Annotated in this window: 27 protein-coding genes; 15 read left to right on the top strand and 12 right to left on the bottom strand. The window is 69.4% G+C overall.

Annotated features, from left to right (window positions below; translation table 11 throughout):
• Positions 1-5: 5 nt before the first annotated feature.
• Positions 6-761, top strand: coding sequence for a substrate-binding periplasmic protein (locus tag AC1D29_RS28770; RefSeq protein WP_477904069.1), 756 nt, complete (start codon positions 6-8; stop codon positions 759-761).
• A gap of 27 nt (positions 762-788) precedes the next feature.
• On the opposite strand, the gene AC1D29_RS28765 is transcribed toward AC1D29_RS28770, so the two are convergent.
• Positions 789-3149, bottom strand: a complete 2361-nt coding sequence (locus AC1D29_RS28765; protein WP_477904067.1) for a YCF48-related protein — start codon at positions 3147-3149, stop codon at positions 789-791.
• A 109-nt stretch (positions 3150-3258) separates the two neighbouring features.
• Here AC1D29_RS28765 and recG point away from each other — a divergent pair, with 109 nt between their 5' ends.
• Complete coding sequence (recG, locus tag AC1D29_RS28760; protein ID WP_477904065.1) at positions 3259-5319, top strand: ATP-dependent DNA helicase RecG; 2061 nt, start codon at positions 3259-3261, stop codon at positions 5317-5319.
• A gap of 11 nt (positions 5320-5330) precedes the next feature.
• On the opposite strand, the gene AC1D29_RS28755 is transcribed toward recG, so the two are convergent.
• From AC1D29_RS28755 to AC1D29_RS28735, 5 genes are all read right to left on the bottom strand, one after another.
• Positions 5331-5519 (bottom strand): hypothetical protein, encoded by a 189-nt coding sequence (locus AC1D29_RS28755; RefSeq protein ID WP_477904063.1) that lies wholly within the window; start codon positions 5517-5519, stop codon positions 5331-5333.
• 118 nt (positions 5520-5637) lie between these two features.
• Positions 5638-6357, bottom strand: coding sequence for a LytR/AlgR family response regulator transcription factor (locus tag AC1D29_RS28750; protein ID WP_477904061.1), 720 nt, complete (start codon positions 6355-6357; stop codon positions 5638-5640).
• Positions 6354-7400, bottom strand: coding sequence for a sensor histidine kinase (locus tag AC1D29_RS28745; protein WP_477904059.1), 1047 nt, complete (start codon positions 7398-7400; stop codon positions 6354-6356). Before AC1D29_RS28745 ends, AC1D29_RS28750 begins: the two co-directional genes overlap by 4 nt.
• Before the next feature lie 19 nt (positions 7401-7419).
• Positions 7420-8319 carry an alpha/beta fold hydrolase gene (locus tag AC1D29_RS28740; protein ID WP_477904057.1) on the bottom strand — a complete coding sequence of 300 codons (900 nt, stop codon included), beginning with the start codon at positions 8317-8319 and terminating at the stop codon, positions 7420-7422.
• A gap of 121 nt (positions 8320-8440) precedes the next feature.
• On the bottom strand, positions 8441-9154 hold the full coding sequence (locus AC1D29_RS28735) for a peptidylprolyl isomerase (RefSeq protein ID WP_477904055.1): 714 nt from the start codon (positions 9152-9154) through the stop codon (positions 8441-8443).
• 138 nt (positions 9155-9292) lie between these two features.
• Here AC1D29_RS28735 and AC1D29_RS28730 point away from each other — a divergent pair, with 138 nt between their 5' ends.
• On the top strand, positions 9293-10135 hold the full coding sequence (locus AC1D29_RS28730) for an FKBP-type peptidyl-prolyl cis-trans isomerase (RefSeq protein ID WP_477904053.1): 843 nt from the start codon (positions 9293-9295) through the stop codon (positions 10133-10135).
• Here the strand turns inward: AC1D29_RS28730 and panC are convergent.
• Positions 10128-10964: a pantoate--beta-alanine ligase gene (gene panC / locus AC1D29_RS28725; RefSeq protein ID WP_477904051.1), complete on the bottom strand. Its 837-nt coding sequence runs from the start codon at positions 10962-10964 to the stop codon at positions 10128-10130. The genes AC1D29_RS28730 and panC overlap by 8 nt on opposite strands.
• Before the next feature lies 1 nt (position 10965).
• Positions 10966-11772 (bottom strand): 3-methyl-2-oxobutanoate hydroxymethyltransferase, encoded by an 807-nt coding sequence (gene panB, locus AC1D29_RS28720; RefSeq protein ID WP_477904049.1) that lies wholly within the window; start codon positions 11770-11772, stop codon positions 10966-10968.
• Positions 11773-11837: 65 nt separating this feature from the next.
• On the opposite strand from panB, the gene AC1D29_RS28715 reads away from it, so the two are divergent.
• From AC1D29_RS28715 to AC1D29_RS28685, 7 genes are all read left to right on the top strand, one after another.
• Complete coding sequence (locus AC1D29_RS28715) at positions 11838-12824, top strand: hydrogen peroxide-inducible genes activator (protein WP_477904047.1); 987 nt, start codon at positions 11838-11840, stop codon at positions 12822-12824.
• 373 nt (positions 12825-13197) lie between these two features.
• Complete coding sequence (locus AC1D29_RS28710) at positions 13198-14478, top strand: NF038122 family metalloprotease (RefSeq protein ID WP_477904045.1); 1281 nt, start codon at positions 13198-13200, stop codon at positions 14476-14478.
• Between the two features lie 113 nt (positions 14479-14591).
• The gene (locus AC1D29_RS28705; protein WP_477904043.1) at positions 14592-15086 is read left to right on the top strand and encodes a Dps family protein; all 495 of its coding nucleotides are present in this window, start codon (positions 14592-14594) and stop codon (positions 15084-15086) included.
• Positions 15087-15094: 8 nt separating this feature from the next.
• Positions 15095-15700 (top strand): type 1 glutamine amidotransferase family protein, encoded by a 606-nt coding sequence (locus AC1D29_RS28700; RefSeq protein WP_477904041.1) that lies wholly within the window; start codon positions 15095-15097, stop codon positions 15698-15700.
• Positions 15701-15834: 134 nt separating this feature from the next.
• A complete protein-coding gene (locus tag AC1D29_RS28695; RefSeq protein ID WP_477904039.1) occupies positions 15835-16407 on the top strand; it encodes a hypothetical protein in 573 nt (190 codons plus the stop codon).
• Positions 16404-17438, top strand: a complete 1035-nt coding sequence (locus tag AC1D29_RS28690) for a sensor histidine kinase (RefSeq protein WP_477904037.1) — start codon at positions 16404-16406, stop codon at positions 17436-17438. The genes AC1D29_RS28695 and AC1D29_RS28690 overlap by 4 nt, the downstream gene beginning before the upstream one ends.
• Entirely contained in the window at positions 17435-18130 is a 696-nt protein-coding gene (locus AC1D29_RS28685) for a LytR/AlgR family response regulator transcription factor (protein ID WP_477904035.1), read from the top strand. Before AC1D29_RS28690 ends, AC1D29_RS28685 begins: the two co-directional genes overlap by 4 nt.
• Before the next feature lie 3 nt (positions 18131-18133).
• Here the strand turns inward: AC1D29_RS28685 and AC1D29_RS28680 are convergent, their stop codons facing one another.
• Together AC1D29_RS28680 and AC1D29_RS28675 are read right to left on the bottom strand one after the other, a co-directional pair.
• A complete protein-coding gene (locus tag AC1D29_RS28680) occupies positions 18134-18385 on the bottom strand; it encodes a hypothetical protein (RefSeq protein WP_477904034.1) in 252 nt (83 codons plus the stop codon).
• Positions 18386-18454: 69 nt separating this feature from the next.
• Entirely contained in the window at positions 18455-18676 is a 222-nt protein-coding gene (locus AC1D29_RS28675) for a hypothetical protein (protein WP_477904032.1), read from the bottom strand.
• Between the two features lie 382 nt (positions 18677-19058).
• Between AC1D29_RS28675 and AC1D29_RS28670 the strand changes: the two genes are divergently transcribed.
• From AC1D29_RS28670 to AC1D29_RS28650, 5 genes are all read left to right on the top strand, one after another.
• A complete protein-coding gene (locus tag AC1D29_RS28670; protein ID WP_477904030.1) occupies positions 19059-19787 on the top strand; it encodes a hypothetical protein in 729 nt (242 codons plus the stop codon).
• Positions 19788-19819: 32 nt separating this feature from the next.
• Positions 19820-20506, top strand: a complete 687-nt coding sequence (locus AC1D29_RS28665; RefSeq protein WP_477904028.1) for a hypothetical protein — start codon at positions 19820-19822, stop codon at positions 20504-20506.
• Positions 20507-20509: 3 nt separating this feature from the next.
• Entirely contained in the window at positions 20510-21493 is a 984-nt protein-coding gene (locus AC1D29_RS28660; protein WP_477904026.1) for a hypothetical protein, read from the top strand.
• A gap of 66 nt (positions 21494-21559) precedes the next feature.
• The gene (locus AC1D29_RS28655; RefSeq protein ID WP_477904024.1) at positions 21560-23200 is read left to right on the top strand and encodes a peptide chain release factor 3; all 1641 of its coding nucleotides are present in this window, start codon (positions 21560-21562) and stop codon (positions 23198-23200) included.
• 221 nt (positions 23201-23421) lie between these two features.
• Positions 23422-24153 carry a zf-TFIIB domain-containing protein gene (locus tag AC1D29_RS28650; protein WP_477904022.1) on the top strand — a complete coding sequence of 244 codons (732 nt, stop codon included), beginning with the start codon at positions 23422-23424 and terminating at the stop codon, positions 24151-24153.
• A 12-nt stretch (positions 24154-24165) separates the two neighbouring features.
• On the opposite strand, the gene AC1D29_RS28645 is transcribed toward AC1D29_RS28650, so the two are convergent.
• A complete protein-coding gene (locus tag AC1D29_RS28645) occupies positions 24166-25269 on the bottom strand; it encodes a hypothetical protein (protein WP_477904020.1) in 1104 nt (367 codons plus the stop codon).
• A 104-nt stretch (positions 25270-25373) separates the two neighbouring features.
• On the bottom strand, positions 25374-25601 hold the full coding sequence (locus AC1D29_RS28640) for a hypothetical protein (protein ID WP_477904079.1): 228 nt from the start codon (positions 25599-25601) through the stop codon (positions 25374-25376).
• Positions 25602-25697: the final 96 nt, after the last annotated feature.

Genomic DNA, 25697 nt, shown 5'->3' with positions numbered 1-25697 from the left:
CCGCCGTGAAACGCCGCACCTGTCTTGCCCTGACCGCCTGCCTCGCACCGCGCCTTCCGGCATTCGCGGCGCCCGCGGAGCGGGTGCTGCTCGGCTTCACCGAGAACCTGCCGCCGCTGAACTACCAGGACGACAGCGGCGCCGCGCAGGGCTTCAGCGTCGAGCTGCTGCGCCTGATGGCCGCCGCCGCCGGCCTGCCGCTGGAGCTGCAGGTGATGCCCTGGCTGCGATCGATGCAGATGGCCGAGGCCCAGCCGGCCAGCGTGCTGTTCTCGCTGACGCGCACGCCGGAGCGGGAGGCGCAGTTCCAGTGGGTCGGCCCGATCGCGCAGCGGCGCATCCTGATCTACAGGCTCGCCAGCCGCGTCGACCTCAAGCTCAACCAGCTCGGCGACCTCGGCACGCAGCGCATCGGCGTGGTGCGCGACTCCGCCGCGGATAAGCAACTGCAAGCCGCCGGCCTGAAGCCTGGCGTGCAGCTGGAGCACGGCCTGGACGACGCCACCAACGTGCGCAAGCTGCTGGCTGGCCGCATGGAGTTCGTGGCCCTGCTGGACTGGGCCGCAGCCTGGAACATGCGGCAGCTCAAGCTGCCGTATGCGACGCTGCAGCCCGTGATGGAGCAGGACACCAGCCGGTCGTACTGGTACGGCCTGCGCCCCGACGCAGAACCGGCCGTCGTGCGGCGGCTGCAGGCGGAGCTGGATGCCCTCAAGCGCGATGGCCGCTACGAGCGGCTGCGGCAGCGCTACTTCCTCTGAGGGCGCGGCGCCGCCTGCCTTCGAACGTCAGTTGCCGCCGTTGCCGGTGGCCAGCAGCACGCCGCCGGCGCCGGTGACCCAGGCGGTGCTGGTGTCGAGGATCTGGATGGTGGACAGCGCGGCCGTGGTGCCGCTGGCCTGCACGCGCCAGTTCTTGCCGCCGTCGGCGGTCACCAGGATCAGGCCGTTGTCGCCGACGATCCAGCCCACCTTGGCGTTGGCAAACCTGATGTCGCGCAAGGTGTTGATGCCGGCCGGCTTGGACGACGTCCACGTGGCACCCGCGTCGTCGGACTTGAGCAACGTGCCGTCGTGCCCCGCCGCCCAGACCGTCTTGGCGTCGGAGAACGCCATGGCGTACAGGTAGGCGCCTGTGCCGCTGAAGACAGGCTTCCAGTTGGCGCCCTTGTCCTTGGAGACGTAGATCTCGCCCGAGCTGCCCCCTGCCACCCACGCCTCGGCGCCCAGCCGCAGCGACACGACGGCATAGGGGAGCTTCTGTTCCGTCCAGGTCTGTCCACCGTCCTGGGTGACGGCCAACCCATAGTTGCTGGAAGCGCTCCGGCGCGCCCAGCCCAGCTTGTCGTCCTCGAACTTCACGCTGGCGTAGAACGTGCCCTGAGCCACGGGCCCTGTCAGCCAGTTCTCGCCGCCGTCCGTGGACTTGTACAGACGCCCGTCATTGCCGACCAGCCAGCCGACCTGCTTGCTGACGAATTGCAGCGAGTTGACGATGCCGAAGTCCGTGCGCTTGACCTGCCAGGTGATGCCGCCGTCCTGCGTGCCCAGCAGGCGACCTTTCTCATCGACCATGACGCCATTCTTCGCGTCGCGGAATGCCACCGGCGGCGGCTGATAGCCACCGCCACCCGATGCCACGATGGTGGTCCAGCTCGCGCCCTTGTCCTTGCTGAGATAGGAGCTGCCGCTGTTGTCGGTCATCAACAAGGTCTGGGCATCGACGCGACGCAAGCCGAGGCCTGACAGCATGTAGCTCTCAAGACCTGTCGGCAGCTTCAGCTTGAGCCAGGTCAGGCCGCCGTCTTCGCTGAGGAACACGCCGCCGTAGCCGATGGCCGCAAACACATCCAGCCCCAGCTGCGTGGGCGTCAAGCCGTAGAAGCCCGTCGGATCGATCGCGCCCGGCGACGTCCAGGTCTGCCCACCATCCACGCTGCGCAGCACCTGACTCTGGTTGGCCAGCGAGTTCAAGGTCTTGCCGTCCTGGGACATGCTCATCAGACGCAGGCCGCTGCCGTAGTCGGCGAGGCCGTTGCCGTCAGCGGTCAGCCAGGTGGCGCCGCCATCCTGCGTGGTTTTGACCAGGTACTTGGTGACGTACTTCTGCGCGGTGTAGTCGTAGCGAGACTGGCTGGCCAGCACCGCCGCGCGCAAGTCGTCGCGCGCCACGACGCTGATCGAGTCGAAGTAGTTGAAGCCTGCGTCCACCTGGAGGTTCAACACGGCGGCATAGGTCTTGCCGCCATCGACCGAACGCTTCACCACATTGCCCTCGGTGGCCCACAACGCGCCGCCCTTCGTGATCACGGCAGGCGCCGGCGTGGGCACGCGCCAGCTGGCGCCCGCATCGGTGGACACCAGGACCGCCCCATAGCCACCGTTGGACGGCCGGCCCAGATAGACCGTGTTGGCATCGACGGGGGTGATCGCATTGGCGTCGTAGAAGCCCCCGGTCGTGTCCGACAGCTTGTCCACCTTCCAGGTGGTGCCGCCATCCGTGGTCCGCAGCACGGCGCCGAACGCGCCGGTCGCCCAGCCCGTCTGCGCATCGAGGAAGGCGATGCCCTGAATGGCCGTGCTGATGCCGGAGCTCTGCTTCACCCAGGTGGTGCCGCCATCGATCGTCTTGAAGATCTCGCCGACGTCGCCAGCGCGCCAGCCCAGGTTGGCATCCAGGAAGAACACGGCGTTGACCCGGTTGCCGGTGGGGCGCGGGTTTTGCCAGCACCAGCCGGTGCTGTCGGCGCCCGTGCACACCAGCCCGCGCACGTTGGCGATGTTGGTGATGGTGAGCTTGCTGCGGACCTCGCGGCTCGCCCCGGCCTCGTTGGTCACCTTCAGCACGACGTCGAACTCGCCGCCGTTGGCAAAGCTGTGGCTGGGCGCGGCTTCGGCGCTGGTGGCGCCATCGCCGAAGTCCCAGCTGTACTTGAGGCCCGCGAGCGCGCCCGTCGTGTTGCCGAATCGCACTGCGGCGCCCGACTCGACGCTGGCGGGCGCGCTGATCGCCAGGCTGTCTGGAATCGCCGTCGGTGGTGGTGGGCCCTCGCTGCCGCCACCGCCACCGCCGCATGCCGTCAGCGCGACCGACACGGCCACGGCCACGGCCAACCACCATCCGCTTGCTTGAAGCGAACCTTTTTTCATACCGCCCTCCCTGTTCAGGCTCTGGATTTGTGGGCGCGGATTCTGCTCGAAAGCCGCTGCCTGGCCGGCAAGGCCGGCGCTCATTCGCGGGGGCCCCAAAATGCCGCCCATGCCGACGCCCGAGGCCGCCGCCAGCCCCCAGTCACCGACCAAGTCCGCGCCACAGAAAGCGATGGAGAAGCTCGGCCTGCTGCGTGACATCGACCTGGCGCTGCACCTGCCGCTGCGCTACGAGGATGAGACCCGGCTGATCCCCATTGCCGCGCTGCGCGAGAACGAACCGGCGCAGGTGGAGGGCAGCGTGGTGGACTGCCAGGTGGAAATTCGCGGTCGCCGCCAGCTGCTGGTGCGCGTGAAGGACGACTCCGGCACGCTGCTGCTGCGCTTCCTGCATTTCTACCCATCGCAGCAGAAGCAGATGTCCGCCGCAACGCGGCTGCGCATCCGCGGCGAGGCACGCGTGGGATTCTTCGGCCGCGAGATGGTTCACCCGGTCGTCAAGGTGGTCGACGAGGACACGCCGCTGGCGCAATCACTGACGCCCGTCTACCCGACCAGCGCCCAACTGCCCCAGGCCTATCTGCGCAAGGCCGTGGCCTCGGGCCTGGCGCGGGCGGACCTGCGCGAGCTGCTGCCGGCCGGTGTCGTGCCGCACGGGCTGCCCAGCTTGAAGGATGCGCTGCAGTACCTGCACCACCCGCCGCCCAACGCTTCGCAGGCGGCGCTGCACGAGCACAGCCACCCGGCCTGGCATCGGCTCAAGTTCGAGGAGTTGCTGGCCCAGCAGTTGTCGCAGCTGCAGGCCCAGCGTGAGCGCGCGCTGCTGGTGGCGCCGGCGCTGCGTGCCCGCCCCGGTGGCCTGCACGAGAAGCTGCTCGCCGAGCTGCCGTTCCAGTTGACCGCAGCGCAGCAGCGCGTGTCCGAGGAGATCGCGCAAGACCTGGCCCGGCCGCAGCCCACGCACCGGCTGTTGCAGGGTGACGTGGGCTCGGGCAAGACCGTGGTGGCCGCGTTGGCCGCGGCCGTGGCCATCGACGCCGGCTGGCAATGCGCGCTGATGGCGCCGACCGAGATCCTGGCGGAGCAGCATTTCCGCAAGCTGGTGCAATGGCTGGAGCCGCTGGGCCTGAAGGTCGCCTGGATCACCGGCAGCGTGAAGGGCAAGGCGCGGCAGAGGATGCTGGACGCGGCGGCCTCGGGCGAGGCGCAACTCGTCATCGGCACGCATGCCGTCATCGAGGACAAGGTCAAGTTCGCGCGGCTGGGGCTGGCCGTCATCGACGAGCAGCACCGCTTCGGCGTCGCGCAGCGGCTGGCCTTGCGCAACAAGCTCAAGGCGATGGACCTCGAGCCGCACATGCTGATGATGAGCGCCACGCCCATCCCGCGCACGCTGGCGATGACCTACTTCGCCGACCTGGACGTGTCCACCATCGACGAGCTGCCGCCCGGCCGCAGCCCCATCGTCACCAAGGTGTTCACCGAGTCCAAGCGCCACGACGTGGTCGACAAGATCCGCATGGCGGTGGCGGATGGCGCGCAGGTCTACTGGGTCTGCCCGCTCGTTGAGGAAAGCGAGGCGGTGGACCTGCGCAACGCGACCGAGACGCACGCGGAGCTGAGCGAGACATTGGCCGACACGACGGTGGGCCTGCTGCACGGCCGCATGGCCTCGGGCGAGAAGGCGGCCGTGATGGCGCAGTTCTCCAGCGGCGCGATGAGCGTGCTGGTGGCCACCACCGTCATCGAGGTGGGCGTGGACGTGCCCAACGCCAGCCTGATGGTCATCGAGCATGCCGAGCGCTTCGGCCTGGCGCAGCTGCACCAATTGCGCGGCCGCGTCGGCCGCGGCGCCAAGGCCAGCGTGTGCGTGCTGATCTACACGCCGCCGCTGTCCGACACCGGCAAGGCGCGGCTCAAGGCCATGGCCGAGACGACTGACGGCTTCGAGATCGCGCGGCGCGACCTGGACATCCGCGGGCCGGGCGAGTTCATGGGCTCGCGCCAGAGCGGCGCCGAGCTGCTGCGCTTTGCCGACCTGCAGGAGGACGCGCCGCTGCTGGTGGCCGCGCGCGCCTTGGCGCCGCGGCTGCTGGACGAGCATCCCGAAGCCGCCCGCCGCCAGGTGGCGCGCTGGCTGGGGACGAAGGCGGAGTTCTTAAAAGCCTGAAGCGGCTGCGCTCACTTGCAGGTGAAGCTCTTCGCGTTGACTTCGCGCACGTTGCCGGTGCCACAGGTGGCCAGGGCCTGCTTGCTCATCTTGGTCACTTCGGCTGCGTCGGTGTGGGTCTGGATGGGCGGCGCGAACACGCAGCCCGAGCACAGGGCGGCGGCAACAAGGGCCAGCGAAAAGGAAGCGAAGCGGGTCATGCGGAAGTCCGGGTTGGAAGGTTGAAAGCGGCGCAGCCTAATTGGCTGGGCCGCCCGGGTCGCGCGGCGGCCGATGAGCCGTCGATTCCACGGGTCAGGCAGCAGCGCGGCGTGACCGTCAGAGTTCCAGACGCTCGCGCAACAGCTTGGCCTGGCGGCGCGACACCTCGACCTGGTGGCCGTCGCGCAGCGTCACGCGGTAGCCGTCGTTGTGCCACGGCGCGATGCCCTGGATCCAGCGCAGGTTGATCAGGTGGCTGCGGCTGGCGCGGAAGAACAGCTGCGGGTCCAGCCGCTCCTCCAGCGCGGTCAGCGTGCGTGCCAGCAGCGGGCGCTGGCCGTCGAACCAGGCCTGGGCGTAGTTGCCGCAGGCCTCGAAGCCGGCGATGTCGCCCAGGCGCACGAACCAGCAGCGCTCGCCGTCGCGCAGGAAGACCATGTCGTCCGCGCCCTTCACCGCGGCGGCGGGCACGGCCGGGGCGGCGGGGCGCAGGCGCTCGCGGGCCTTGGCGAGTGCTGCCTCCAGCCGGGCCGCGTCGATGGGCTTGAGCAGGTAGTCCAGCGCATTGCGCTCGAACGCGGCCAGCGCATGCTGGTCATAGGCGGTCGTGAAGACGACCAGCGGCACATGCTCCAGCTGGTCCAGCAGATCGAAGCCGGTCGCGCCGGGCAGCTCCACGTCCAGCAGCAGCAGCTCGGGCTGCAGCGTGTCGATGGCCTCGCGCGCGGGCGCCAGCTCGGCAGCCTCGCCGACGATGTCGGCGTCGGGGATGGCGGCCAGCAGCGTGCGCAGCTCTTGGCGGGCCAGGCGCGAGTCCTCGACGATGTAGATCCTCATGCGACCAGCTCCACGCTGACCTTGACGCGGCCGTCCGCCGCGGCGATCAGGCAGCCCGCACCGGCGCCACCGGCCCGCGCCAGGCGCTCGCGCAGGTGCACGAGACCCAGGCCCGTGCTGGTCGGCGCGGCCGCCGCGGGCGTCCACTGGCCAGGGTTGCAGACGGCGATGTGCAGGCGCTCGCCGCTGCGGGCAATGCGGATGTCGACCACGCCGCCGCCCGGCGTGCGCGCCACGCCATGCTTGATGGCGTTCTCCACCAGCAGCTGCAACAGCATGGGCGGCACGCTGGCGCCGGCCGTGGCGGGGTCGACCTGCCAGTCCACGCGCAGCCGCTCCTCGTGGTGCAGCTGCTCCAGCGCGATGTAGTCGCGCACGACAGCCAACTCGTCGGCCAGCGGCACGCGCTCCTTGGCGCTGTGCTGCAGCGTGTGGCGCAGCGTGTTGGACAGCCGGCTCAGCATCTCGCGGGCGCGGGCCGGGTCTTCGTTGATGAGGGCGCGCAGGTTGTTCAGCGCGTTGAACAGGAAGTGCGGGTTGATCTGGGCGCGCAGCACCTGCAGCTCCAGCTCACGCGCGGCGGCCTCGGCCTGCCATTTGGCGATCTCACCGACGCGCCAGCGGTTGAGCATCTGCAGCCCCACCCAGACGGCCATCCACAGCCACAGCATGATGCTGGTGTTCAACGCGTAGCTGAACAGCACGAGCCAGCCCTGCGGCATGGCCGGGGGGAACTGCAGCAGCCCCAGCGCCAGCCCGGCCTTGTTGATGACGAACAGGATCAGCTGCACGCCGAAGGCGAACGCCGGCGGCATCAGCACCAGGCAGAACAGCAGCGAGCGTGGCGAGCGGTCCAGCCAGGCTTGCCACAACGCCAGCGCCCGCAGGGCCTCGCTCGCCGCCCACAGCCCGACACCGAGGCAGACCATCACGAAGACCAGCGAGCCGCTGAGAGGCTGGAAGCTCGCGACCATCGCCAGCGAGACGGCCACGTAGCCGCCCCACAGCAGCGCCTGAACCGCCATTCGCGTGCGCGTCTTCATGCCCCGCCCTCTCCCCGATCTACTTGGCGGCAGCCAGGAAGCCCTTGACCTCGCCGACCAGCCAGTCGGCATCGTCCCACATGAGGAAGTGATAGCCGCGCTGGCTCATGACCACCTTCGCGCCGCTCAGGCCCGCGTACTGCGTCTCGAAGACGCGCTGGGTGCTTGCCAGCGTGGAGCCCATGGGCTCGAAGGCGGCCCAGGCGCCCAGCACCAGCGTCGGCGCGGTGATCCTGGGCAGCAGCGGACGCAGGTCGTCGCCCCACAGCTCGGACATGGCTTGCGCCGAGGTCGTGCGGTCGCTGGCCAGGCTCCAGGCGACGACGCGCTCGCCGTTGGCAGGGCTGCGGCTCATGCCCATCGCGCCTTGGCGGGCACCGGCCTCCCATTGCGCCGGCGTGGCGGCCAGCATCTGCTGGCGCATGGCCGTGGCGGCACCCTTGGCCGTCTCGGGCGTCATGCCGCGCAGGCCGGCCAGGAAGGGCAGGGCGTCGACGATGACCAGGCGCTCGATACGGCCGGGCTGCTCGGCCGCCATCTGCAGCGCCAGCGCGCCGCCCAGGCTGTGGCCCATGATGACGGGCTTGTCCAGCTTGCGGTCGTCCAGGTAGGCCAGCAGGCGGTCGCGCATGCCGTTCAGGAAGTTGTCGCTGGCCACGGCCGGCGCGCCGGCAAAGCCGGGCAGCTGCACGATGTGGCATTGCACGCCGGGCTGCAGCGCGGCGCAGGTGTCCGTCCACGTGCTGGCGGCGCTGTTCAGGCCCGGGATCATCAGAACCGGCCGGCCCTGGCCGACCACCTCCACGCGCAGGTCGCGGAACTCGGCGGGCGCCGCCTCGCTGCGGCTGACATACAGGGCCGTGAGGATGGCGACGGCGGCGCCGAACAGGCCGGCCCAGGAACGTTTGCTGCGGAACATGGTCATCTCCATCGGCGTTGTGATGGCGGCCATGTTGCCCGGCCCGCCGCAAACCCACGGCGGCCGGATGATGAACGGCGAGCCCCGAGGACGAATGGCGGGCCCGGGCGATGGGTGGCGCCTACTTGAGCCGTTGCGCCCAGTAGACCAGCACCTCGGTGCGCGGCTCGATGTCCGTCGGGCTGTAGGTGTAGGTCGGCACCACGTTGATCGCGTCCAGCGTGTTCAGGCCCGAGATGATGCGGCCGAAGACGGCGTACCCCGGGTTGGAAGCGTTCTGGTAGTCCAGGCTGGTGTTGTCCGCCACGTTGAAGAAGAACTGGCTGGTCGCCGAGTCGGCGTCGCTGCGCCGGGCCATCGCGATGGTGCCGCGCAGGTTGGACAGGCCGTTGTTGCTCTCCAGCTTGATGGGCGCGTACAGCGGCTGCTTGACGACCATGCCGCTGGTGTAGCCGCCGCCCTGCACGACGAAGTCGCGGTCGACGCGGTGGATCAGCGTCTTCGTATAGAAGCCCGCGGCGACGTATTTGTAGAAGTTGGCCACCGTCTGCGGCGAGTAGGTGTCGTACAGCTCGACGACGATCTCGCCGCTGCTGGTCAGCATGCAGACCGTGCCCCAGGTGCTGGCGGCCGATGCAGCCAGGCCGGCCGCGCTGCAGGACAGCGTGGGCGGATTCGGGTTGGGGTTGGGCCGCGGGTACTGCGTGCCGCCGCCACCGCCCCCACCACCGCCATCACCGATGACGATTTCGGCACCGCCGCCGCAGGCGCTGAGCACGGCAGCCGCGCCCAGCGCGAGCAAAAGAGGGGCAAGACGGGTGGGCAACAAGCGCATGGGTAACTCCGGTGGCTGCCCCGCTCAACGGCTGCGGCGGCGCGCTGTTGACTCTGCTTACAAGGCTTTACGTGGGCTGGCTATAGTCCGCGCCGCCGCCACGAGCGCCTTCTCTTCACCCCCTTTGCCGTACCCGTCATGTCCATGTTTGCTTCCCGCCGCTCCGCTCTCCTGCTCGCCTCCAGCGCGCTCATCGCCAGCCTCGGTCTCACCGCCTGCGGTGGCGGCGGTGGCAGCGCAGGCACGCCCGTCAACAGCGACCCTAACGGCTGGAACGCCGTGACCACGTTGAAGACGGCCGATGCGGCCATCGGCACCGGCGCGACAGCCGATGCCGGCAAGCCCGTGACGGTCACGTACACCGGCTGGCTCTACGACGTGCGCAACGCCGACACCAAGGGCACCAAGTTCGACAGCAATGTGGGCGGCACGCCGCTGCCCTTCGTCATCGGCGCCAACGGCGTCATCGCCGGCTTCGAGCAGGGCACCCAGGGCATGAAGGTGGGCGGCAAGCGCACCGTCACCATCCCCGCGAACCTGGGCTATGGCAGCGCCGGTGCCGGCACGGCCATCCCGCCCAATGCGGCGCTGGTGTTCGACATCGAGCTGCTGGCCGTCGACCCGAGCGGCTGGACCGGCGTCACCGCGCTGAAGACGGAGGACAGCGTCGTCGGCACCGGCGCGTCGGCCGACGCGGGCAAGACCGTGTCGGTGACCTACAGCGGCTATCTGTACGACGTGCGCGTGGCCAACACCCGCGGTACCAAGTTCGACAGCAACGTGGGCGGTGCGGCTTACTCGTTCAAGCTCGGCAGTGGCTCGGTCATCGGCGGCTTCGACCAGGGCATCACCGGCATGAAGGTGGGGGGCAAGCGCACCATCACCATCCCGGCGAGCCTGGGCTACGGCAACAAGGGCCAGGGTTCGATTCCCGGCGGCGCGGCCCTGGTCTTCGACGTCGAAGTGACCGCCGTCAACTGACCTCGAGGTTGTCGATCAACCGGGTGCTGCCCAGCCGGGCGGCACCCAGCGCGACCAGCGGCTGGCCGTCGGTGGCCGGCCCCAGGTCGTGCTGGCGGCGCAGCGTCAGGTAGTCGGGCGCCCAGCCGGCGTCGCGCAGGGCCTGCAGCGCGTCGGCCTCCATCGCGGCCAGGTCGCGCTCGCCGGCCTGCCAGTGGGCGATCAGGCTCTTCAGCGTGCGCGACAGGCGCAGCGCCTCCAACTTCTCGGCGTCGCTCAGATAGCCATTGCGCGACGACAGCGCCAGGCCGTCATCACTGCGGCGCGTCTCGCCGCCGTGGATGGCGATGGGCAGCGCCATCTGCGCCGTCATGCGGCGCAGCACCATCAGCTGCTGGTAGTCCTTCTTGCCGAACACGGCCAGCGTGGGCTGCACGATGTTGAAGAGCTTGTGCACCACCGTGCAGACGCCCGTGAAGAAGCCGGGCCGGAAATGGCCTTCCAGGATGTCGGCCAGCTCCGCAGGCGGCAGCACCTTGTAGCCCTGGGGCTCGGGGTACAGCTCCTTCTCGCTGGGCGCGAAGACGATGTCGCACCCTGCACCTTCCAGCAGCTCGCAGTCGCGCGCCAGCGTGCGCGGGTAGGTGTCGAAGTCCTCGTGCGGCGCGAACTGCAGCCGGTTGACGAAGATGCTGGCGACGACCGCACCGGCCGGGCCGACCAGCTCGCGCGCCTGCCCAACCAACTGCAGGTGGCCGTCGTGCAGGTTGCCCATGGTCGGCACGAAGCCGCGCTGGCGGTGGATGGCGAGGGCCTCGCGCAGCTCGGGGATGGTGTGGATCACCTGCATGTCAGAACCCGTGCACCTCGTTGACCGGGAAGGTCTTGGCCTTCACCTCGTCCACATAGCCCTTCACGGCGGCCAGCACCGAGTCCTTGCCGGCCATGAAGTCCTTGACGAAGCGCGGCTTGCGGCCCGGCGTGATGTTGAGCATGTCGTGCAGCACCAGCACCTGGCCCGACGTGTCCACGCCGGCACCGATGCCAATGACGGGCACCGGCGACGCGGCCGTGATCTCGGCGGCCAGCGCGGCCGGCACCATCTCGTAGAGCAGCATCGCCGCGCCGGCGTCGACCAGCTCCTGCGATTCGCGCTTGATGCGCGCCGCGCCGGCGTCGTCGCGGCCCTGCACCTTGAAGCCGCCCAAGGCATTCACCGTCTGCGGCGTGAAGCCCAGGTGGCAGCAAACCGGGATGCCGCGTTCGCTGATGAAGCGCACGGTCTCGGCCGTCCAGCCGCCGCCTTCGAGCTTGACCATGTGGGCGCCCGCCTTGACCAGCGCGGCCGAGCTCTTCCAGGCCTCTTCCTTGCTGACGTGATAGCTGTCGAACGGCAGGTCGGCAATGATCCAGGCCCACTTGTGGCCGCGCGACACGCAGAACGTGTGATAGACCATGTCCTCCAGGCTGACCGGCGCCGTGGAGCCGCGGCCCTGCAGCACGTTGCCCAGCGAATCGCCGATCAGCAGGATGTCCACGCCGGCCTCGTCCAGCAGGCTCGCGAAGGCCGCGTCGTAGCAGGTCAGCATGGCGATCTTCTCGCCGCTGGCATGCATCTGCGCGAGGCGCGGCAAGGTCATCGGCTTGCGGTCGGTCATGGCTGGCGTCTCCTGGAAAACCCTGGGGCACCCCTCGGGGCGGCCGCAGTGTAGCGTTCGCCCCCATGACCCTGACCGAGCTCCGCTACATCGTCGCCGTCGCCCGCGAGCGTCATTTCGGCCGTGCGGCGGAGGCCTGCTTCGTGTCGCAGCCGACGCTGTCGGTCGCCATCAAGAAGCTGGAAGAAGAGCTGGACCTGAAGATCTTCGAGCGCGGCGGCAGCGAGGTGTCGGTGACGCTGCTGGGCGAGGAGATCGTGCGCCAGGCGCAGTCGGTGCTGGACCAGGCCGGCGCCATCAAGGAGATCGCCAAGCGCGGCAAGGACCCGCTGGCCGGCGCGCTGCGGCTGGGCATCATCTACACGATCGGCCCCTACCTGCTGCCGGAGCTGGTCAAGCACACCATCGAGCTCTACCCGCAGATGCCGCTGATGCTGCAGGAGAACTTCACCGTGAAGCTGCTGGAGATGCTGCGCACCGGCGAGCTGGACTGCGCCATCATGGCCGAGCCCTTCCCCGACGCGGGCCTGGCCACGGCCCAGCTCTACGACGAGCCCTTCGTCGTCGCGCTGCCCGCCACGCACCCGCTGGCCACGCGAGAGTCCATCTCGGCCGAGGAACTCAAGCGCGAGACCATGTTGCTGCTGGGCACGGGCCACTGCTTTCGCGACCATGTGCTGGAGGTCTGCCCCGAGTACGCGCGCTTCTCCAGCGACGCCGAAGGCATTCGCCGCAGCTTCGAGGGCTCGTCGCTGGAGACCATCAAGCACATGGTCGCGTCCGGCATGGGCGTGACGGTGGTGCCGCGGCTATCGGTGCCCGGCGATGCCTGGGCCTCCCCCGGCTCGTCCCAAGGGGGGCAGCCCGGCTATTCGCTGGGCGTGGGGGCCGACAGTGCGCACCTGCGCTTCGTGCCCTTCAGCGAGCCGGTGCCGACGCGCCGCGTCGTGCTCGCCTGGCGGCGCAGCTTCACGCGCTACGAGGCCATCGCGGCGCTGCGCAACGCGATCTACGCCTGCCAGCTGGACGGCGTCAGTCGGCTGTCGCAGTGAGCGTCACCGGCGGCGCTGGCGGGCCACCTGCCGCGTGACGCCGGGGCCGCAGAGCCGTTCGTTGTCGGCGGCGCCAGCTTCCCGGCCAACGTGCAGCTGGCGCCGGACGGCAACACGGCCACGGTGACGACGCCCGATGGCGTGTTCACGCGCCACCGCATCCCGCCGCAACGAGGCAGGCGACGGCACGGCTGTAACAGGGGCAAGGGAGACGACAGGCACGCACGAAGCCCGGCCGAAAGCAGGGGAAACACTGCCCCGCAGCTCGGGGTATCGCAACATTTGTCACGAATCAACACCGTTCTATCCTCGCAAAAGTGTGCGGCGTCGCCTATGAGGCGGCGCCGTTTTCATTCACTTTTCGGAGATTTACTTGAGCCGTACCCGACTCCTGCACGCGCTGGCCGCCGCCACCGCGCTGGTCTGCGCCGCACCCGCCAGCGCACTGAACATCGTGTTGGTCGACGCGACCAACAGCTTCGGCACGTCGCCCAACGGCGCCGCAGCACTGCTGGCCTTCCAGAAGGCCGCCAACTACTGGAACAAGACGCTGACCAACGACGTCACGGTCCGGTTCGAAATCAGCTTTGACGCGCTGGACCCGGGCGTGCTCGGCTCGACCCGCAGCTACAGCGCCGGCGCCTCCGTCAGCGACGTCTACGCCGGCCTGGCCGCCACCGGCACGACCGCGCTGGACGCCATTGCCGTGGCCAACCTGTCCAAGCTGAATGCCGGCGGCGGTCTGACCATCCGCACCAACAACTACCTGGACATCGCCAACAAGATCGGCATCCAGGACGCCACGACGACGCGCACCGGCAACGCCGTCATCAACAACTACCTGGACGTGAACCAGTCCGTCATCAAGGCCCTGGGCCTGACGGGCCAGGTGGCGCCGCTGAACAAGTACGACGCCAGCATCCAATTCAGCAACCAGTTCGGCTTCGACTACAACCCGAGCAACGGCATCGACGCCGGCAAGTACGACTTCACGGCCGTCGCGGTGCACGAGATCGGCCACGCGCTGGGCTTCGTCAGCGGTACCGACACCTTCGACATCGTCATGCACGGCAGCGGCCCGCTCGCCGCCCCGTTCGAGGCTGGCGCCTTCGGCTCGGCCGACATCGCCGACTTCAACATCGGCAGCACGCTGGACCTGTTCCGCTACGGCAACTCCGTGGGCGCCGACGGCAAGGCCATCCTGCAATGGTCGGCCAACCGCCCGGCCTACTTCTCCATCGACGGCAAGACCGTGTTCGGCATCGGCGACGCCGCCTTCCAGGAGCCCGCCACGTTCTCGACCGGCGCCTACTCCGGCGACGGCGCGCAGGCTTCGCACTGGAAGGACAACATCGGCTTCATCGACCCGGACGCTGCTGGCTGCTTCCAGAGCTCGCGCCAGGTCGGCATCATGGACCCGACCTCCTCGCCCTGCTACACGGAGAACGTCACGCGCAACGACATCGCCGCCTTCGACGCGATGGGCTGGAACACCAACGTCAACGCGTTGACCGACAAGGGCTACTCGGTCAGCTCGGCTGACATCTACGCGATGGACGGCGTCGCCACCGCCGTGCCGGAGCCGGGCACCTGGGGCATGCTCGCCCTGGGCCTGGGCGTGCTCGGCTTCCTGGGTCGCCGCCGCGCTGCCTGATCCTCGGCAAACCTGCTTGCAAGCCCGCCAGCGCCCTCGCGCCGGCGGGCTTTTTCGTCTGACCGTCGCATTGAATCCGTTAGGCTTGCCGCCGTCTCATCTCGGAGCCGCCCATGGCCAAGAAATCCACCGCCCCCTCCATCAGCATCGGCATCAGCGACAAGGACCGCGCGACCATCGCCGCCGGCCTGTCCAAGCTGCTGGCCGAGACCTACACGCTGTACCTGACCACCCACAACTTCCACTGGAACGTCACCGGGCCGATGTTCAACAGCCTGCATGCGATGTTCATGGCCCAGTACACCGAGCTGTGGAACGCGGTGGACCCGATCGCCGAGCGCATCCGATCGCTGGGCCACGCGGCGCCCGGCAGCTACGCGCAGTTCACCAAGCTCAGCGGCCTGCCCGATGCGCCCGCCGTGCCGCCCAAGGCGATGAAGATGGTGGAGCTGCTGATGCAGGGCCACGAAGCCATCGCCCGCACGGCACGCGCCATCTTCCCGCTGGTCGACAAGGCCGGCGACGAGCCGACGGCAGACCTGTTGACGCAGCGCCTCACGGTGCATGAGCAGACGGCGTGGATGCTGCGCAGCCTGCTGGAAGAGTGAGTGCGCGCATGAAGGTCGCCATCCTGACCTTCGACGGCTTCAACGAGCTCGACAGCTTCATCGCGCTGGGTCTCATCAACCGGCTGCGCCACCAGGGCTGGACGGCCGAGATCACCAGCCCCGCCGCCCAGGTCACGTCGATGAACGGCGTCACCATCACGGCGCAGCAGCCGCTGGAGTTCGCCAACGAGGCCGACATCGTGCTGTTCGGCAGCGGCATCCACACCCGTGCGATCGCCACCAACGGCACGCTGCTCGACCGGCTGCAGCTGGACCCGGTGCGCCAGCTCATCGGCGGCCAGTGCTCGGGCACGCTGCTGATGGCGCGCCTGGGCCTGCTGGCCGACATGCCCGCCTGCACCGACTCGACCACCAAGCCCTGGGTGGTGGAGGCCGGCGTGCGCGTGCTGGAGGAGCCCTTCCATGCCCGCGGCCCCATCGCCACGGCGGGCGGCTGCCTGGCCTCGCAATACCTGGCCGCGTGGGCCATGGCCCGGCGCGCCGGCCTGGCCGCAGCGCGCAGTGCGCTGCACTACGCGGCGCCTGTCGGCGAAAAGGACGCCTACGTCGACCGGGTGCTCGGCGTCGTCAAGCCTTTCCTGCCGGCGGCCTGAGAGCTGGCGCTGGTGTCGGCTTTTCGGCAGTTGCTGCGCGTTCCTCGACCCTTCACCCCGTTGCGGGGCAGGCCGAGCCCGATCTCCCTAGGCTGCATGCGGACCGATTGAGGTCAGCAACGGGAGATTGACCGATGAAAGCCTATGCCCTCGTCGCCGCCATTGCGGTGGGCGCACTCGCCACGGCGCTGGCCAAGCCGACCGGCCTGCCAGATGGCTGGTTGCAGACCGGCAACGCCAAGACCTGCGAAGGCCGCGTCGCGCCGGTGGCCGGCGCGCCCAGCCCCAAGGTCTTCAGGCTGGACTGCCAGCCCGGCACCGAGGGCTTCACGACCTTGATGCAGCAGGTGTCTGGCGCCGACTACGCCGGCAAACGCGTGCGCCTGACCGCCCAGTTGAGCGGCGAACAGCTGGTGGCCTGGGGCGGCCTGTGGATGCGGGCCGACAGCGGCCAGCAGCCTGGCACTGCCTTCGACAACATGAGCGACCGGCCGCTGCGCGGCAACTTCGGCTGGCAGCCCGCCGCCATCGTGCTGGACATCCCCGCCGACGCCACGGCGCTGAGCTTCGGCTTCCTGCTCGAAGGCGGCGGCCGGCTGCAGGCCACACAGTTCCAGATCGAGGTCGTGCCCAGCGCCACGGCCACCACCGGCCAGGGGCCGCTCAAGACGCTGCCGCGCCAGGCCGGCAACCTGACGCCGCCATGAGCACGACCAACCTGCCGCTCGGCCACGAAATGGCCCAGGCCCTGGCGGAAGAGCGTCTGGGCTGGCAAGGCCCCGCTCCGCTGCTGGCAGGCTTGGCGCTGTTCGGGGCGACGGCGCCCTGGCTGCACGCACACGCCGCCTGGGCGCTGTCGCTGGGACTCTGGCTGGGCCACGCGGTGACGGACACCCTTGGCGGTCTGACCGCTCGGCGCCTGCGCCCCGATCAGCGCGCCGCCCTGCCCGGCGTGCTGTTGCTCGCCCTGCTGACCGGCGCCATGCTGGGCTGGGCGGCCGAGCAGGTGCTCACCACCGCGCTGCTGAGCGGCAATGACCGCGTCACGCGGGCCTGGCTGCACTTCAGCTTCGGCGCACTGATGCTGGGCCTGCCCTTGTTGCAGGGCCTGCGCCGGCTGCGGGCGCTGCGCCGTGTCGAGCAGGAACGTGCCCGGCTGCGAGCCGAGTTGCAGATGCTGCAGGCCCAGATCGAGCCGCACTTCCTGTTCAACACGCTGGCGACGCTGCGCAGCTTCGTCAGGCAGGGTTCGGACCGCGCGCTGCCGCTGCTGGATGCCGTCAGCGGCTTCCTGGACACGGCGCTGGCCCGCATCCGCCAGCCCGAGTCCACGCTGGGCGAGGAATGCCAGCTCGTCGAGCACTATCTGGCCATCATGGCGCTGCGCCTGGGCGAGCGGCTGAGTTGGCGCATCGACGTCGACGACGCGCTGCGCAGCCAGCCCTTGCCGCCGCTGATGCTGCAGCCGCTGGTGGAGAACGCCATCCAGCACGGCATCGAACCCAGCGAGCGCGGCGGGCAGGTGCTGCTGCGGGCGGAGCGCGCCGGCGGCCAGCTGCGCTTGTCCGTCAGCAACAGCGGCTGTCCGCTTGCCGACGCGCCGCCCGCCGGCCACGGCCTGGCGCTGACCAACCTGCGCCAGCGGCTGCACGCGCTGCATGGCGACGACGCGACACTGGCCCTCGCGACCGATGCCGAAGGCCTGACCGAAGCGTCGCTGACCCTCCCGCTGGAATGACCACCGCCCTCATCGCCGACGACGAACCGCAGCTGCTGGACGAGTTGCACCAGCTGCTCGCCGAGGCCTGGCCCGATCTCGCCATCGTGGCCCGCGCGAAGAGCGGCACCGAGGCGCGCCGGCTGCTGGACGAGCTGCAGCCCGACGTCGCCTTCCTGGACATCCGCATGCCCGGCATCGACGGCCTGTCGCTGGCCGGCCTGGCACCGGCGCGCACGCGGCTGGTGTTCGTCACGGCCCACCCGGAACACGCGCTGGACGCCTTCGAACATGGCGCCGTGGACTATCTGCGCAAGCCGCTGACGCCCGCCCGCCTGGCCGCCACCGTGCAGCGCCTGCAGCAGCAGGGCCCGGCCGCGGCGGAGAAGCTGCGCTTCCTGCAGGCCTGGACCGGCAACACGATGAAGCTGATGGACGTGGAGCACATCGCCGCGCTGCGCTCCGAGTTGCGCCACACACGGGCGCTGAGCCAGGGCGGTGAGAACCTGCTGCTGCGCACATCGCTGGGCGAGCTGATGGAGCAGCTGGACCCGCAGCTGTTCTGGCAGATCCACCGCGGCTCGGTCGTCAACGCGCGCGCCATCGAACGCATCGAGCGGCGCGACGACGGCGAGCTGTGGGTGCACCTGCGCGGCCTCTCCCAGCCGCTGCCCGTCAGCCGCGCGCAGCGCGGGCGCTTCAAGGGCATGTAGCCGTCAACGCCCGGGCTGGCAGTGCCAGCGCGCATCGCCCTCGGAGAAGCTGAACATCGCGACCGCCAGCGCGGCGCCCGCGAACTGCTCGGCGTGGAAATTGCTGCCGTCGGGCCAGTCGAAGCTGCCGTTGATCGAGCCATCGTCCAGCCGGCTGCCGAGATCCAGGCGATCCGCCTGGCGCAGTTGCAGCGTCTTGCCGTTCAGCACGACGGCGTCGCGCTGCGCGCGTCTCGCCGCCGACGCGCTTGCCATTCACCTTGCGGCCGAGGTTGCGGCATTGGCCCGCCACCTCGCGGCCGCCGGTGTCGTAGAGATCGGCCATCAGCGCGCGCAGCGGATTGGCGGGCGACAGCAGCGGCATCGCGCGCAGGTCACGGCACACTGCCAGCCTTCCTCGATGTTGTGGCCGCCGGGCGGCGCGCGGCCCATCTCCAGGAAGGCGTTCGCCGGCCCCTTCTCGTCGCCGGTGGTGGACGCCATGCGGTCGCCCGGCGCGCGCACCTCCCAGTTGAAGCCCGTCTCCCTGCCCGTGCGCCAGCCCACGCCCACCTCCTGGCCCGCGCCGAACAGGCCCGGGTTGAGGCTGCCGAAGCTGATGTCGCCACCCTGGATGCGCAGTTGCCGCGGCGCCGCGGCGCTGGATCTCCGGCGGGTTCTGCATCAGCGGGGGCGCCGCGAAGCCGGGTGTGGCGAGGCCGAGCAGCAGTGCAGCGAGCAGGGAAACACGTAGCAGCCGCGACGAGCCCCGGAGCCTTGGCAGGAGTCTGCCTCCCGAGTTCATCCTGGGGACGACTGTGCGAACAAGTTCGCGCTAGCGGCCGACTTGCGCTGACCGCGGCCGAGGAACCCGGCCGCTTCGTCAGCAAAATTGCGGGACGCTCGTCATGTCGCGAGATGCCCCTGTCGATGACGGCATCCGGGCGGCGTGCAAGTTCAACGTCTAGGGGAGTCCATGTTCGATCGAATCGCGCCGCTGGCGCTGGCCTGCATGATGAGCGGATTCACGTCTGCGGCCACGGCGCAGGCGCAACAGACCGCCGACGGCGCGCAGCGCTTCCTGGCGCTTCTGGCCAAGGACGACAGCCTGTCCGTCGGGCTGTCCGAGCGCAATGGGAACAAGCTGATTGTCCAAGGCAGCAAGAAGACGACATTCCGGTGGCTGAAAAACGGCGTCCCGGACGCCAGCGACGGTCCCTACGGCGACAGCGCCGAGCCGGTCTCAATTCAACTCAAGTGGCTGCTGAGTATCACTAGGCTTGAGGGCATGGACGATCGCGGCAACGCCGACTCCTGCACCACGCGCCTGGACACCTCCACCAAGGAAAAGGTCGGCAACGTGGCGACCGAGCAGTACACCTTCAAGAAGGAAACCTTCTTCGGCTTCGACTACCTGCCCTATCTCAAGACCGTCACCGACACCTACGAAGACCCGGCCGTCAAGTTCGCAGGCCCCCACCACCTTGCCTGGGGCAAGGCTGTCATCAGCCGTGCCGCCAACGGCCGCATCACGGCGCGCTCGCCCGGTGCCAGGTTCAACATCGAACTGGTGTACGGCGGCGATGTCACCAAGGACGCCGAGATGACTGACCGCGTCGAATTCGCGATGAAGTTCCTGAAGGCGAGTTGCGACAAGACCGCCGCTACCGGTTTCTGAGCCCACCTCTGCATTCACACCGGGACCGTCAGATGCTTCGTCCAATCCTGCCCACCGCCTGCGCCTGCCTGCTGGCGGCCAACCTGTCACCCGCCTCCGCACAGCAGCAGACGGCGGCGGGTGCACAACAGTTTCTCGGCATGCTGGCCGGCGACGGCGCGCTTTTTGTGTACGCGCTGGACAAGACCACCAACGCCATGTCGTTGAGTGGCACCAAGACCTACGTCAACCGCTGGCTGAAGAACGGCGTCCCACAGAATGACGGGCCCTACGGTGGCGGAAGCAGCGAGGCCGCGACGACGAACCTTCAGCAGATGCTGGACGTCACGAAGGCAGAGGGCCTGGACCCGCGTGCGAATGCGGACCCATGCACGACCCGGCTCGAAACCTCCACGAAGGAAAAGCCGGACACGGTGTATGTCAGCGACGGCACGGCAATGAAGGAAACCTTCTTCGGCTACGACGAGCTGCCCTATCGCGTGACGAAGACGGCCAAGTACGAAGACCCCAATGTCAAGTATGCGGGCCCCTACTACGTCGCCTGGGGCAAGACCGTCATCAGCCGCGGCACTGGCTACGTCTATGCGAGCGCACAGGACAGCCGGTTCAATGCCTACCTCTACTTCAAGATCAAGGACGTCGACATGGCCGACCGTGTCGAGTTCGCGATGAAGTTCCTGAAGGCCAGCTGCGACAAGACGGCCGCGACCGGTTTCTGAACCATGACCAACCCCTACCTTCTGCGCGCCGCGTTGTGGACCATGTGCTGCCTGCCGCTCGCGTGCGGCGCGCAAGCGCCCGCGGTCGCCGACGCGGCGTCGGCGCCTGCCGTCGAGGCGCCGCGCCAGTTGTCTGAGCAAGACATCGCCAAGCTGCGTCGCAGCGTACAGAACAGCAAGTTCCGCGCCGCCGAGGACGCGCGCCAGGCCGAGCTGCAGCGGCAGGAGCAGGCCCGGCAGTTTGAAGAGCAACGCCGCCAGTACCAGGCACAGGCCGCCCGGCAGGCTCAGGAGGATGCACGAGCCGAAGCCGAGGAGGAGGCTGACCGGGCGCGCCGGGCCGTGCAATTCAATGCAACCCGGGCCGCCAGCGAACGCGCGCTGGCCCAGTCGCTGAACCGGCTCAACGAGACCGCGAACCGCGCCCAGGCACAGCAGGCCCAGCAGGCCGAACGACAGCGCCAGCAGGCCGAGGCCCAGCAGCGCACCGAGCGCCAGCGCCAGGTGGAACTCATCAACCAGGCCAACCAGCGCCAGGACCAGGAGGCCGCCCGCCTGGCCGCGCAGCGCCAGCAGTCCGAGCAGGCGCGCGCCGACGCACAGGCCGCCGAACGCGCCGAAACGCAGCGCCGGCGCGACGAACAGTTGCGCCAGCAGGTGGCCGCTGCGGCCGAGCGAGCCCGCCAGCAGGAGCAACAGCAAAAGGCGCAAGCCTCTGCCGGCTCGCTGACGATCGAGGACAGGCCCAGGCCGCAGACGCTGCCGGCTGCCATGCCGGCGCCCGCGCCGAAACCTGCGCCGCCCGAAGCGCCGACGCGCATCACACGCATGTTCATGGGCAAGAGCTGCGCCGATGCGCGCGCAGGCGCCCAGACCTGGGTCGGCAAGAACGGCACCTACTCGATCGACCGCGAGGAGGCCACCGGCCACGGTGGCTGGTGCCATGTCTGGATCTACGGCTGGAGCGGCTCGTCGGGCGCACAGTGACGCGGCGGTGCCAAAAGGCTTTGCGCAGGCGCCACGGATAATGACGGGTTAGCCCCAGGCCCACCCATGTCCGAACCCACCGCCAGCCGCATCGAGACCGAAGTCCGCCGCCGCCGCACCTTCGCCATCATCAGCCACCCCGACGCCGGCAAGACCACGCTGACGGAGAAGCTGCTGCTGTTCTCCGGCGCGATCCAGATTGCCGGTTCGGTGAAGGCGCGCAAGGCCAGCCGGCACGCCACGTCGGACTGGATGGAGATCGAGAAGCAGCGCGGCATCTCGGTGGCTTCGTCCGTCATGCAGATGGAGTACCGCGACTGCGTCATCAACCTGCTGGACACCCCGGGCCACCAGGACTTCTCCGAGGACACCTACCGGGTGCTGACCGCCGTGGACGCGGCACTGATGGTCATCGACGCGGCCAACGGCGTGGAGCCGCAGACGCGGCGCCTGCTGCAGGTCTGCCGTGCACGCAACACGCCCATCCTGACCTTCGTCAACAAGATGGACCGCGAGGTGCAGGAGCCTCTCGCGCTGATGGACGAGATCGAGCGCGAGCTGGGCATGACGGTGGTGCCGTTCACGTGGCCGGTGGGCATGGGCAAGGCCTTCCACGGCGTGATGGACCTGCGCCAGCAGCGCATGCGCGTGTTCGCCCCCGGTGAGGACCGCGCGGCCGGCACCGAGGAAGTGCTGGAAGGGCTGGACAACCCGGCCTATGCGGAGCGCTTCGGCATGCAATACGAGCAGGCCCAAGGCGAGATCGAGCTGGTACGCGACGCCGCGCCGGCGTTCAACCGGGACGAGTTCCTGACCGGCAAGCAGACGCCGATGTTCTTCGGCTCCGCCGTCAACAATTTCGGCGTGCAAGAGGTGCTGGACGCCCTCGTCGAACTGGCCCCCGCGCCGGACGCGCGCGTGGCCATGCAGCGCACCGTGCAGCCCGAGGAACCCAAGTTCACCGGCGTGGTCTTCAAGATCCAGGCCAACATGGACCCGGCCCACCGCGACCGCATCGCCTTCCTGCGCGTGGCCTCCGGTCACTTCGAGCGTGGCATGCGCCTGAAGGTCGTGCGCTCAGGCAAGGAGCTGCGGCCCAACACGGTCGTGTCCTTCCTGTCGCAGCGCCGCGAACTGCTGGACGAGGCCTTTGCCGGCGACATCATCGGCATCCCCAACCACGGCGTGCTGCAGCTGGGCGACACCATCACCGAGGGCGAGGCGCTGCAGTACACCGGCCTGCCGTTCTTCGCGCCCGAGATGTTCCGTGCCGTGGAGGTGGCCGACCCGCTGAAGACCAAGCAGCTCAAGGCCGGCCTGCAGCAGCTGGGCGAGGAGGGGGCCATCCAGGTCTTCCGCCCCATCGCCGGCAGCGTGCTGCTGCTGGGCGCCGTGGGCCAGCTGCAGTTCGAGGTCGTCGCGCACCGGCTGGAGCATGAGTACGGCTGCAAGGCCCGCATCATGCCCAGCCGCTTCCAGGTGGCGCGCTGGGTCACCTGCGCGCCCGAGGACGGCGGCGACAAGGAGCTCAAGCGCTTCATCGACGCCAACGACCACCGCATGGCCTACGACGCGGTCGACGCGCCGACCGTGCTGGTCGAGTACGCGCCCGAGCTGCGCGCCATCGAGAGCAACTGGCCCAAGATCAAGTTCCACGCGCTGCGGGAACACGCGGGGCTGGTGTTCCAACAGCGCCTCGACGGCTAGAACGTGACACCCCTCGTCCAGGGCGTACCTTGGCTGGCCTTGCAGGCCGCGCTGCGGCTCGCGCCACAGCCCTTCGGCAGGCACATCGCGCCCACTGGGCGCAATGTGTCCGGCCTCAGCCCCCGAGGGGACGGCGATGCTTGCCGGGTCGACCGGCAAGCACATCGCCTACGCGGGCCGGCCTGGGAGCGGCCCGGCGCTCGGCCCGCGAGTCAGCCGAGATGATTGCGTCTCAGCGTCCCTGCCCGTCCTGCAGCGAGCAGATGCAGCTGCATGCGCTGCCAGCGCAGTACGGTGGCACGGTGGAGATCGACTTCTGCTTCGGCTGCCAGGGCATCTGGTTCGACCAGATGGAGAACCTCCGGCTGGCGCCCGAAGCCGTTGCGGCGGTGTTCAAGCAGATGCACCAGCATGTCGACGCGCCGCGCCGGCCGCTGGCCGAAGCGCTGCGTTGCCCGCAATGCCGCGGCCGGCTGACTCAGGGCTTCGACATCGTGCGCAGCGGCCGCTACATCACCCACCGCTGCGAGAACCGGCACGGGCGCTTCAGCAGCTTCGCGTCCTTCATGATCGAGAAGGGCTTCGTGCGCCAGCTCACCAAGCCCGAGATCGCCGACATCGCCCAACGGATAGGCGTCATCCACTGCAGCAGCTGCGGTGCGCCGGTGGACCTGCGCAAGGAAGACGCCTGCTCGCACTGCCGCTCGGCGCTGTCGCTGCTGGACCCGCAGGCCGTCGAGAAGGCCTTGCAGAGCTACGCGCACGCGCCGACGCGGCGGGGTTGGGGCAGCCCCGCAGACGTGGGCGATGCCCTGGTCGCCATCGCCAGGGAGCAGTCGCGCGCGCAGCGGGAAGCCGCCAGCTCGACGGTCACCGGGCCGATCGCGGGCGTGCTGGGTGTGGACCTGTTCAGCGCGGGTCTCGCGCTCGTGGCGGAGCTGTGGCGCAACTGAGCGCGCGGCGTGTCAGCGTGTCTGCCATTCGGCCGCCGGCCGCCCGGTGATCTGCTCGATCCAGCGCCAAGCCTGGCGCTGACGCTCGGCGATGGCATCGAAGCTGCCCTGCAGAGATGCCTCCGCCTCGCTTTTCTGACTGAGGCATAACTGCAGGCAGGCGGGCGCCTTGCGCTCGCAGGCCGCCTCGCAATTCATGGCGGACAACTGCCTGCGGCATGACGACGGAGTCTCGGGCCAAGGCTCCAAGGTCTTCAGCTTGTCTGAGTACTCCGCCGCCGCCTGCCACGGCCCAGCCTGTGGTGCCAGCACGGCCGGCCGGTCACCCGGCGACAGCCGCAGCAGCAAACGCACGATCGCTTGGCCCTTCGCGGCATCGCCGTTCAGACCCAGGGCGCGGCGCGGCGCCTCGCCGCCATCCCAATCGCCCACAAGCCCCCACCCCATGAAGCTGGACAGGCTGTCGGCGCGCATCAGCACCGACGCCTGCGCCAGGCCCTGATCCTCCGCAGCCTGCTCCAACAGGGCTGTGTGGATGGCAGGAAACCGCGCCGCGGCTTCGGCGGGCATGCGGAGTTGGCTCCATTGCGCCATGCTGCGCGGGCCCCGCAGCGCGTCGGCCAGGTGAAGCTGCCGGACGCCTTTCAAGGGCAGGCTAGGCAGCGGGCTGACCACGTAGAGCACCAGCCACTCCGGTCGCGAGGCGGCGAGGCCAGGCAGCAGTCTGGCCAGCGGCAGCACCTCGCCGGCCTGTGCCGACAGGTCGACGCGCCAGGCCGCACCACCGCAACTGCGCCCGCCGCAGGCGGGGTGGGCAAGGGCGCCACTCTCGCCCGCAGGATCGGCTGCCGGCGGCGGCACGATGTGACCCCGGCCCAGTCCGGCAGGGCATGGATGGGTGTCCAGCGACTGGGTCAGCGTTGGTGCCCCAAAACGCTCCAGGGCCATCAGCGCCTGCGCATCCGCCGGCCGCCACCGCAGCGGGCCCAGCTGCTGGCGCGGCGCGCGGACGATGAAGTGGCTGCGCTCGCCGTCGATGACCCACAGCGCCACGGGCCAGCCACCGCTGGCATCCGCATCGGCGCGGCCAACGATGACGTCGGGTGCCGGCAGCATGGCCCAGCTCGGAAAGGCCAGGCAGCAGGCCAGCATGGCCACCCACCACCCGATGCACCGCGCAACCATCGATCGTCTCCCTGTCGTGTAGGGACGGATGCTAGCTAACGCAGCTTCTTCGCGTAGTTGTCCCGCACCTCGCGGCTGATGTAGGTGGACAGGCCCTGGCCGGCGCGCGCCAGGCGCTTCATCTCCGTGACGTGGGCGCGCCCGGGGCGCTCCAGGTCGTAGACGTAGACCGAGCCATCGACGAACTGCACGGCAATGCCGCGTGGCCCGGTCGCAAAGGCCACGACGCCGGAGTCGCCGTTGCGGCGGGCATAGCGCTGCATCTTCACCCAGGGTTGCGGGCAAGCACCATGCCGAGGTCATCTCACGGGCAGGCAGCGAAACCGCGCCCGCGCTGCGATGATGCGCGCCCGTTCCCC

The organism is Roseateles sp. P1_C6 (assembly GCF_056406315.1).
This window is presented reverse-complemented; position numbering and strand designations above follow the sequence as displayed.

Coding starts and splice junctions, on each gene's coding strand:
- AC1D29_RS28715 (WP_477904047.1), top strand. CDS start 11,838: ATGACCCTGACCGAGCTCCGCTACATCGTCGCCGTCGCCCGCGAGCGT.
- AC1D29_RS28765 (WP_477904067.1), bottom strand. CDS start 3,149: ATGAAAAAAGGTTCGCTTCAAGCAAGCGGATGGTGGTTGGCCGTGGCC.
- AC1D29_RS28705 (WP_477904043.1), top strand. CDS start 14,592: ATGGCCAAGAAATCCACCGCCCCCTCCATCAGCATCGGCATCAGCGAC.
- AC1D29_RS28745 (WP_477904059.1), bottom strand. CDS start 7,400: ATGAAGACGCGCACGCGAATGGCGGTTCAGGCGCTGCTGTGGGGCGGC.
- AC1D29_RS28700 (WP_477904041.1), top strand. CDS start 15,095: ATGAAGGTCGCCATCCTGACCTTCGACGGCTTCAACGAGCTCGACAGC.
- AC1D29_RS28645 (WP_477904020.1), bottom strand. CDS start 25,269: ATGCTGCCGGCACCCGACGTCATCGTTGGCCGCGCCGATGCGGATGCC.
- AC1D29_RS28640 (WP_477904079.1), bottom strand. CDS start 25,601: ATGCAGCGCTATGCCCGCCGCAACGGCGACTCCGGCGTCGTGGCCTTT.
- AC1D29_RS28750 (WP_477904061.1), bottom strand. CDS start 6,357: ATGAGGATCTACATCGTCGAGGACTCGCGCCTGGCCCGCCAAGAGCTG.
- AC1D29_RS28660 (WP_477904026.1), top strand. CDS start 20,510: ATGACCAACCCCTACCTTCTGCGCGCCGCGTTGTGGACCATGTGCTGC.
- panC (WP_477904051.1), bottom strand. CDS start 10,964: ATGCAGGTGATCCACACCATCCCCGAGCTGCGCGAGGCCCTCGCCATC.
- AC1D29_RS28730 (WP_477904053.1), top strand. CDS start 9,293: ATGTCCATGTTTGCTTCCCGCCGCTCCGCTCTCCTGCTCGCCTCCAGC.
- panB (WP_477904049.1), bottom strand. CDS start 11,772: ATGACCGACCGCAAGCCGATGACCTTGCCGCGCCTCGCGCAGATGCAT.
- AC1D29_RS28695 (WP_477904039.1), top strand. CDS start 15,835: ATGAAAGCCTATGCCCTCGTCGCCGCCATTGCGGTGGGCGCACTCGCC.
- recG (WP_477904065.1), top strand. CDS start 3,259: ATGCCGACGCCCGAGGCCGCCGCCAGCCCCCAGTCACCGACCAAGTCC.
- AC1D29_RS28755 (WP_477904063.1), bottom strand. CDS start 5,519: ATGACCCGCTTCGCTTCCTTTTCGCTGGCCCTTGTTGCCGCCGCCCTG.
- AC1D29_RS28680 (WP_477904034.1), bottom strand. CDS start 18,385: ATGGCAAGCGCGTCGGCGGCGAGACGCGCGCAGCGCGACGCCGTCGTG.
- AC1D29_RS28650 (WP_477904022.1), top strand. CDS start 23,422: ATGATTGCGTCTCAGCGTCCCTGCCCGTCCTGCAGCGAGCAGATGCAG.
- AC1D29_RS28665 (WP_477904028.1), top strand. CDS start 19,820: ATGCTTCGTCCAATCCTGCCCACCGCCTGCGCCTGCCTGCTGGCGGCC.
- AC1D29_RS28655 (WP_477904024.1), top strand. CDS start 21,560: ATGTCCGAACCCACCGCCAGCCGCATCGAGACCGAAGTCCGCCGCCGC.
- AC1D29_RS28735 (WP_477904055.1), bottom strand. CDS start 9,154: ATGCGCTTGTTGCCCACCCGTCTTGCCCCTCTTTTGCTCGCGCTGGGC.
- AC1D29_RS28740 (WP_477904057.1), bottom strand. CDS start 8,319: ATGTTCCGCAGCAAACGTTCCTGGGCCGGCCTGTTCGGCGCCGCCGTC.
- AC1D29_RS28685 (WP_477904035.1), top strand. CDS start 17,435: ATGACCACCGCCCTCATCGCCGACGACGAACCGCAGCTGCTGGACGAG.
- AC1D29_RS28690 (WP_477904037.1), top strand. CDS start 16,404: ATGAGCACGACCAACCTGCCGCTCGGCCACGAAATGGCCCAGGCCCTG.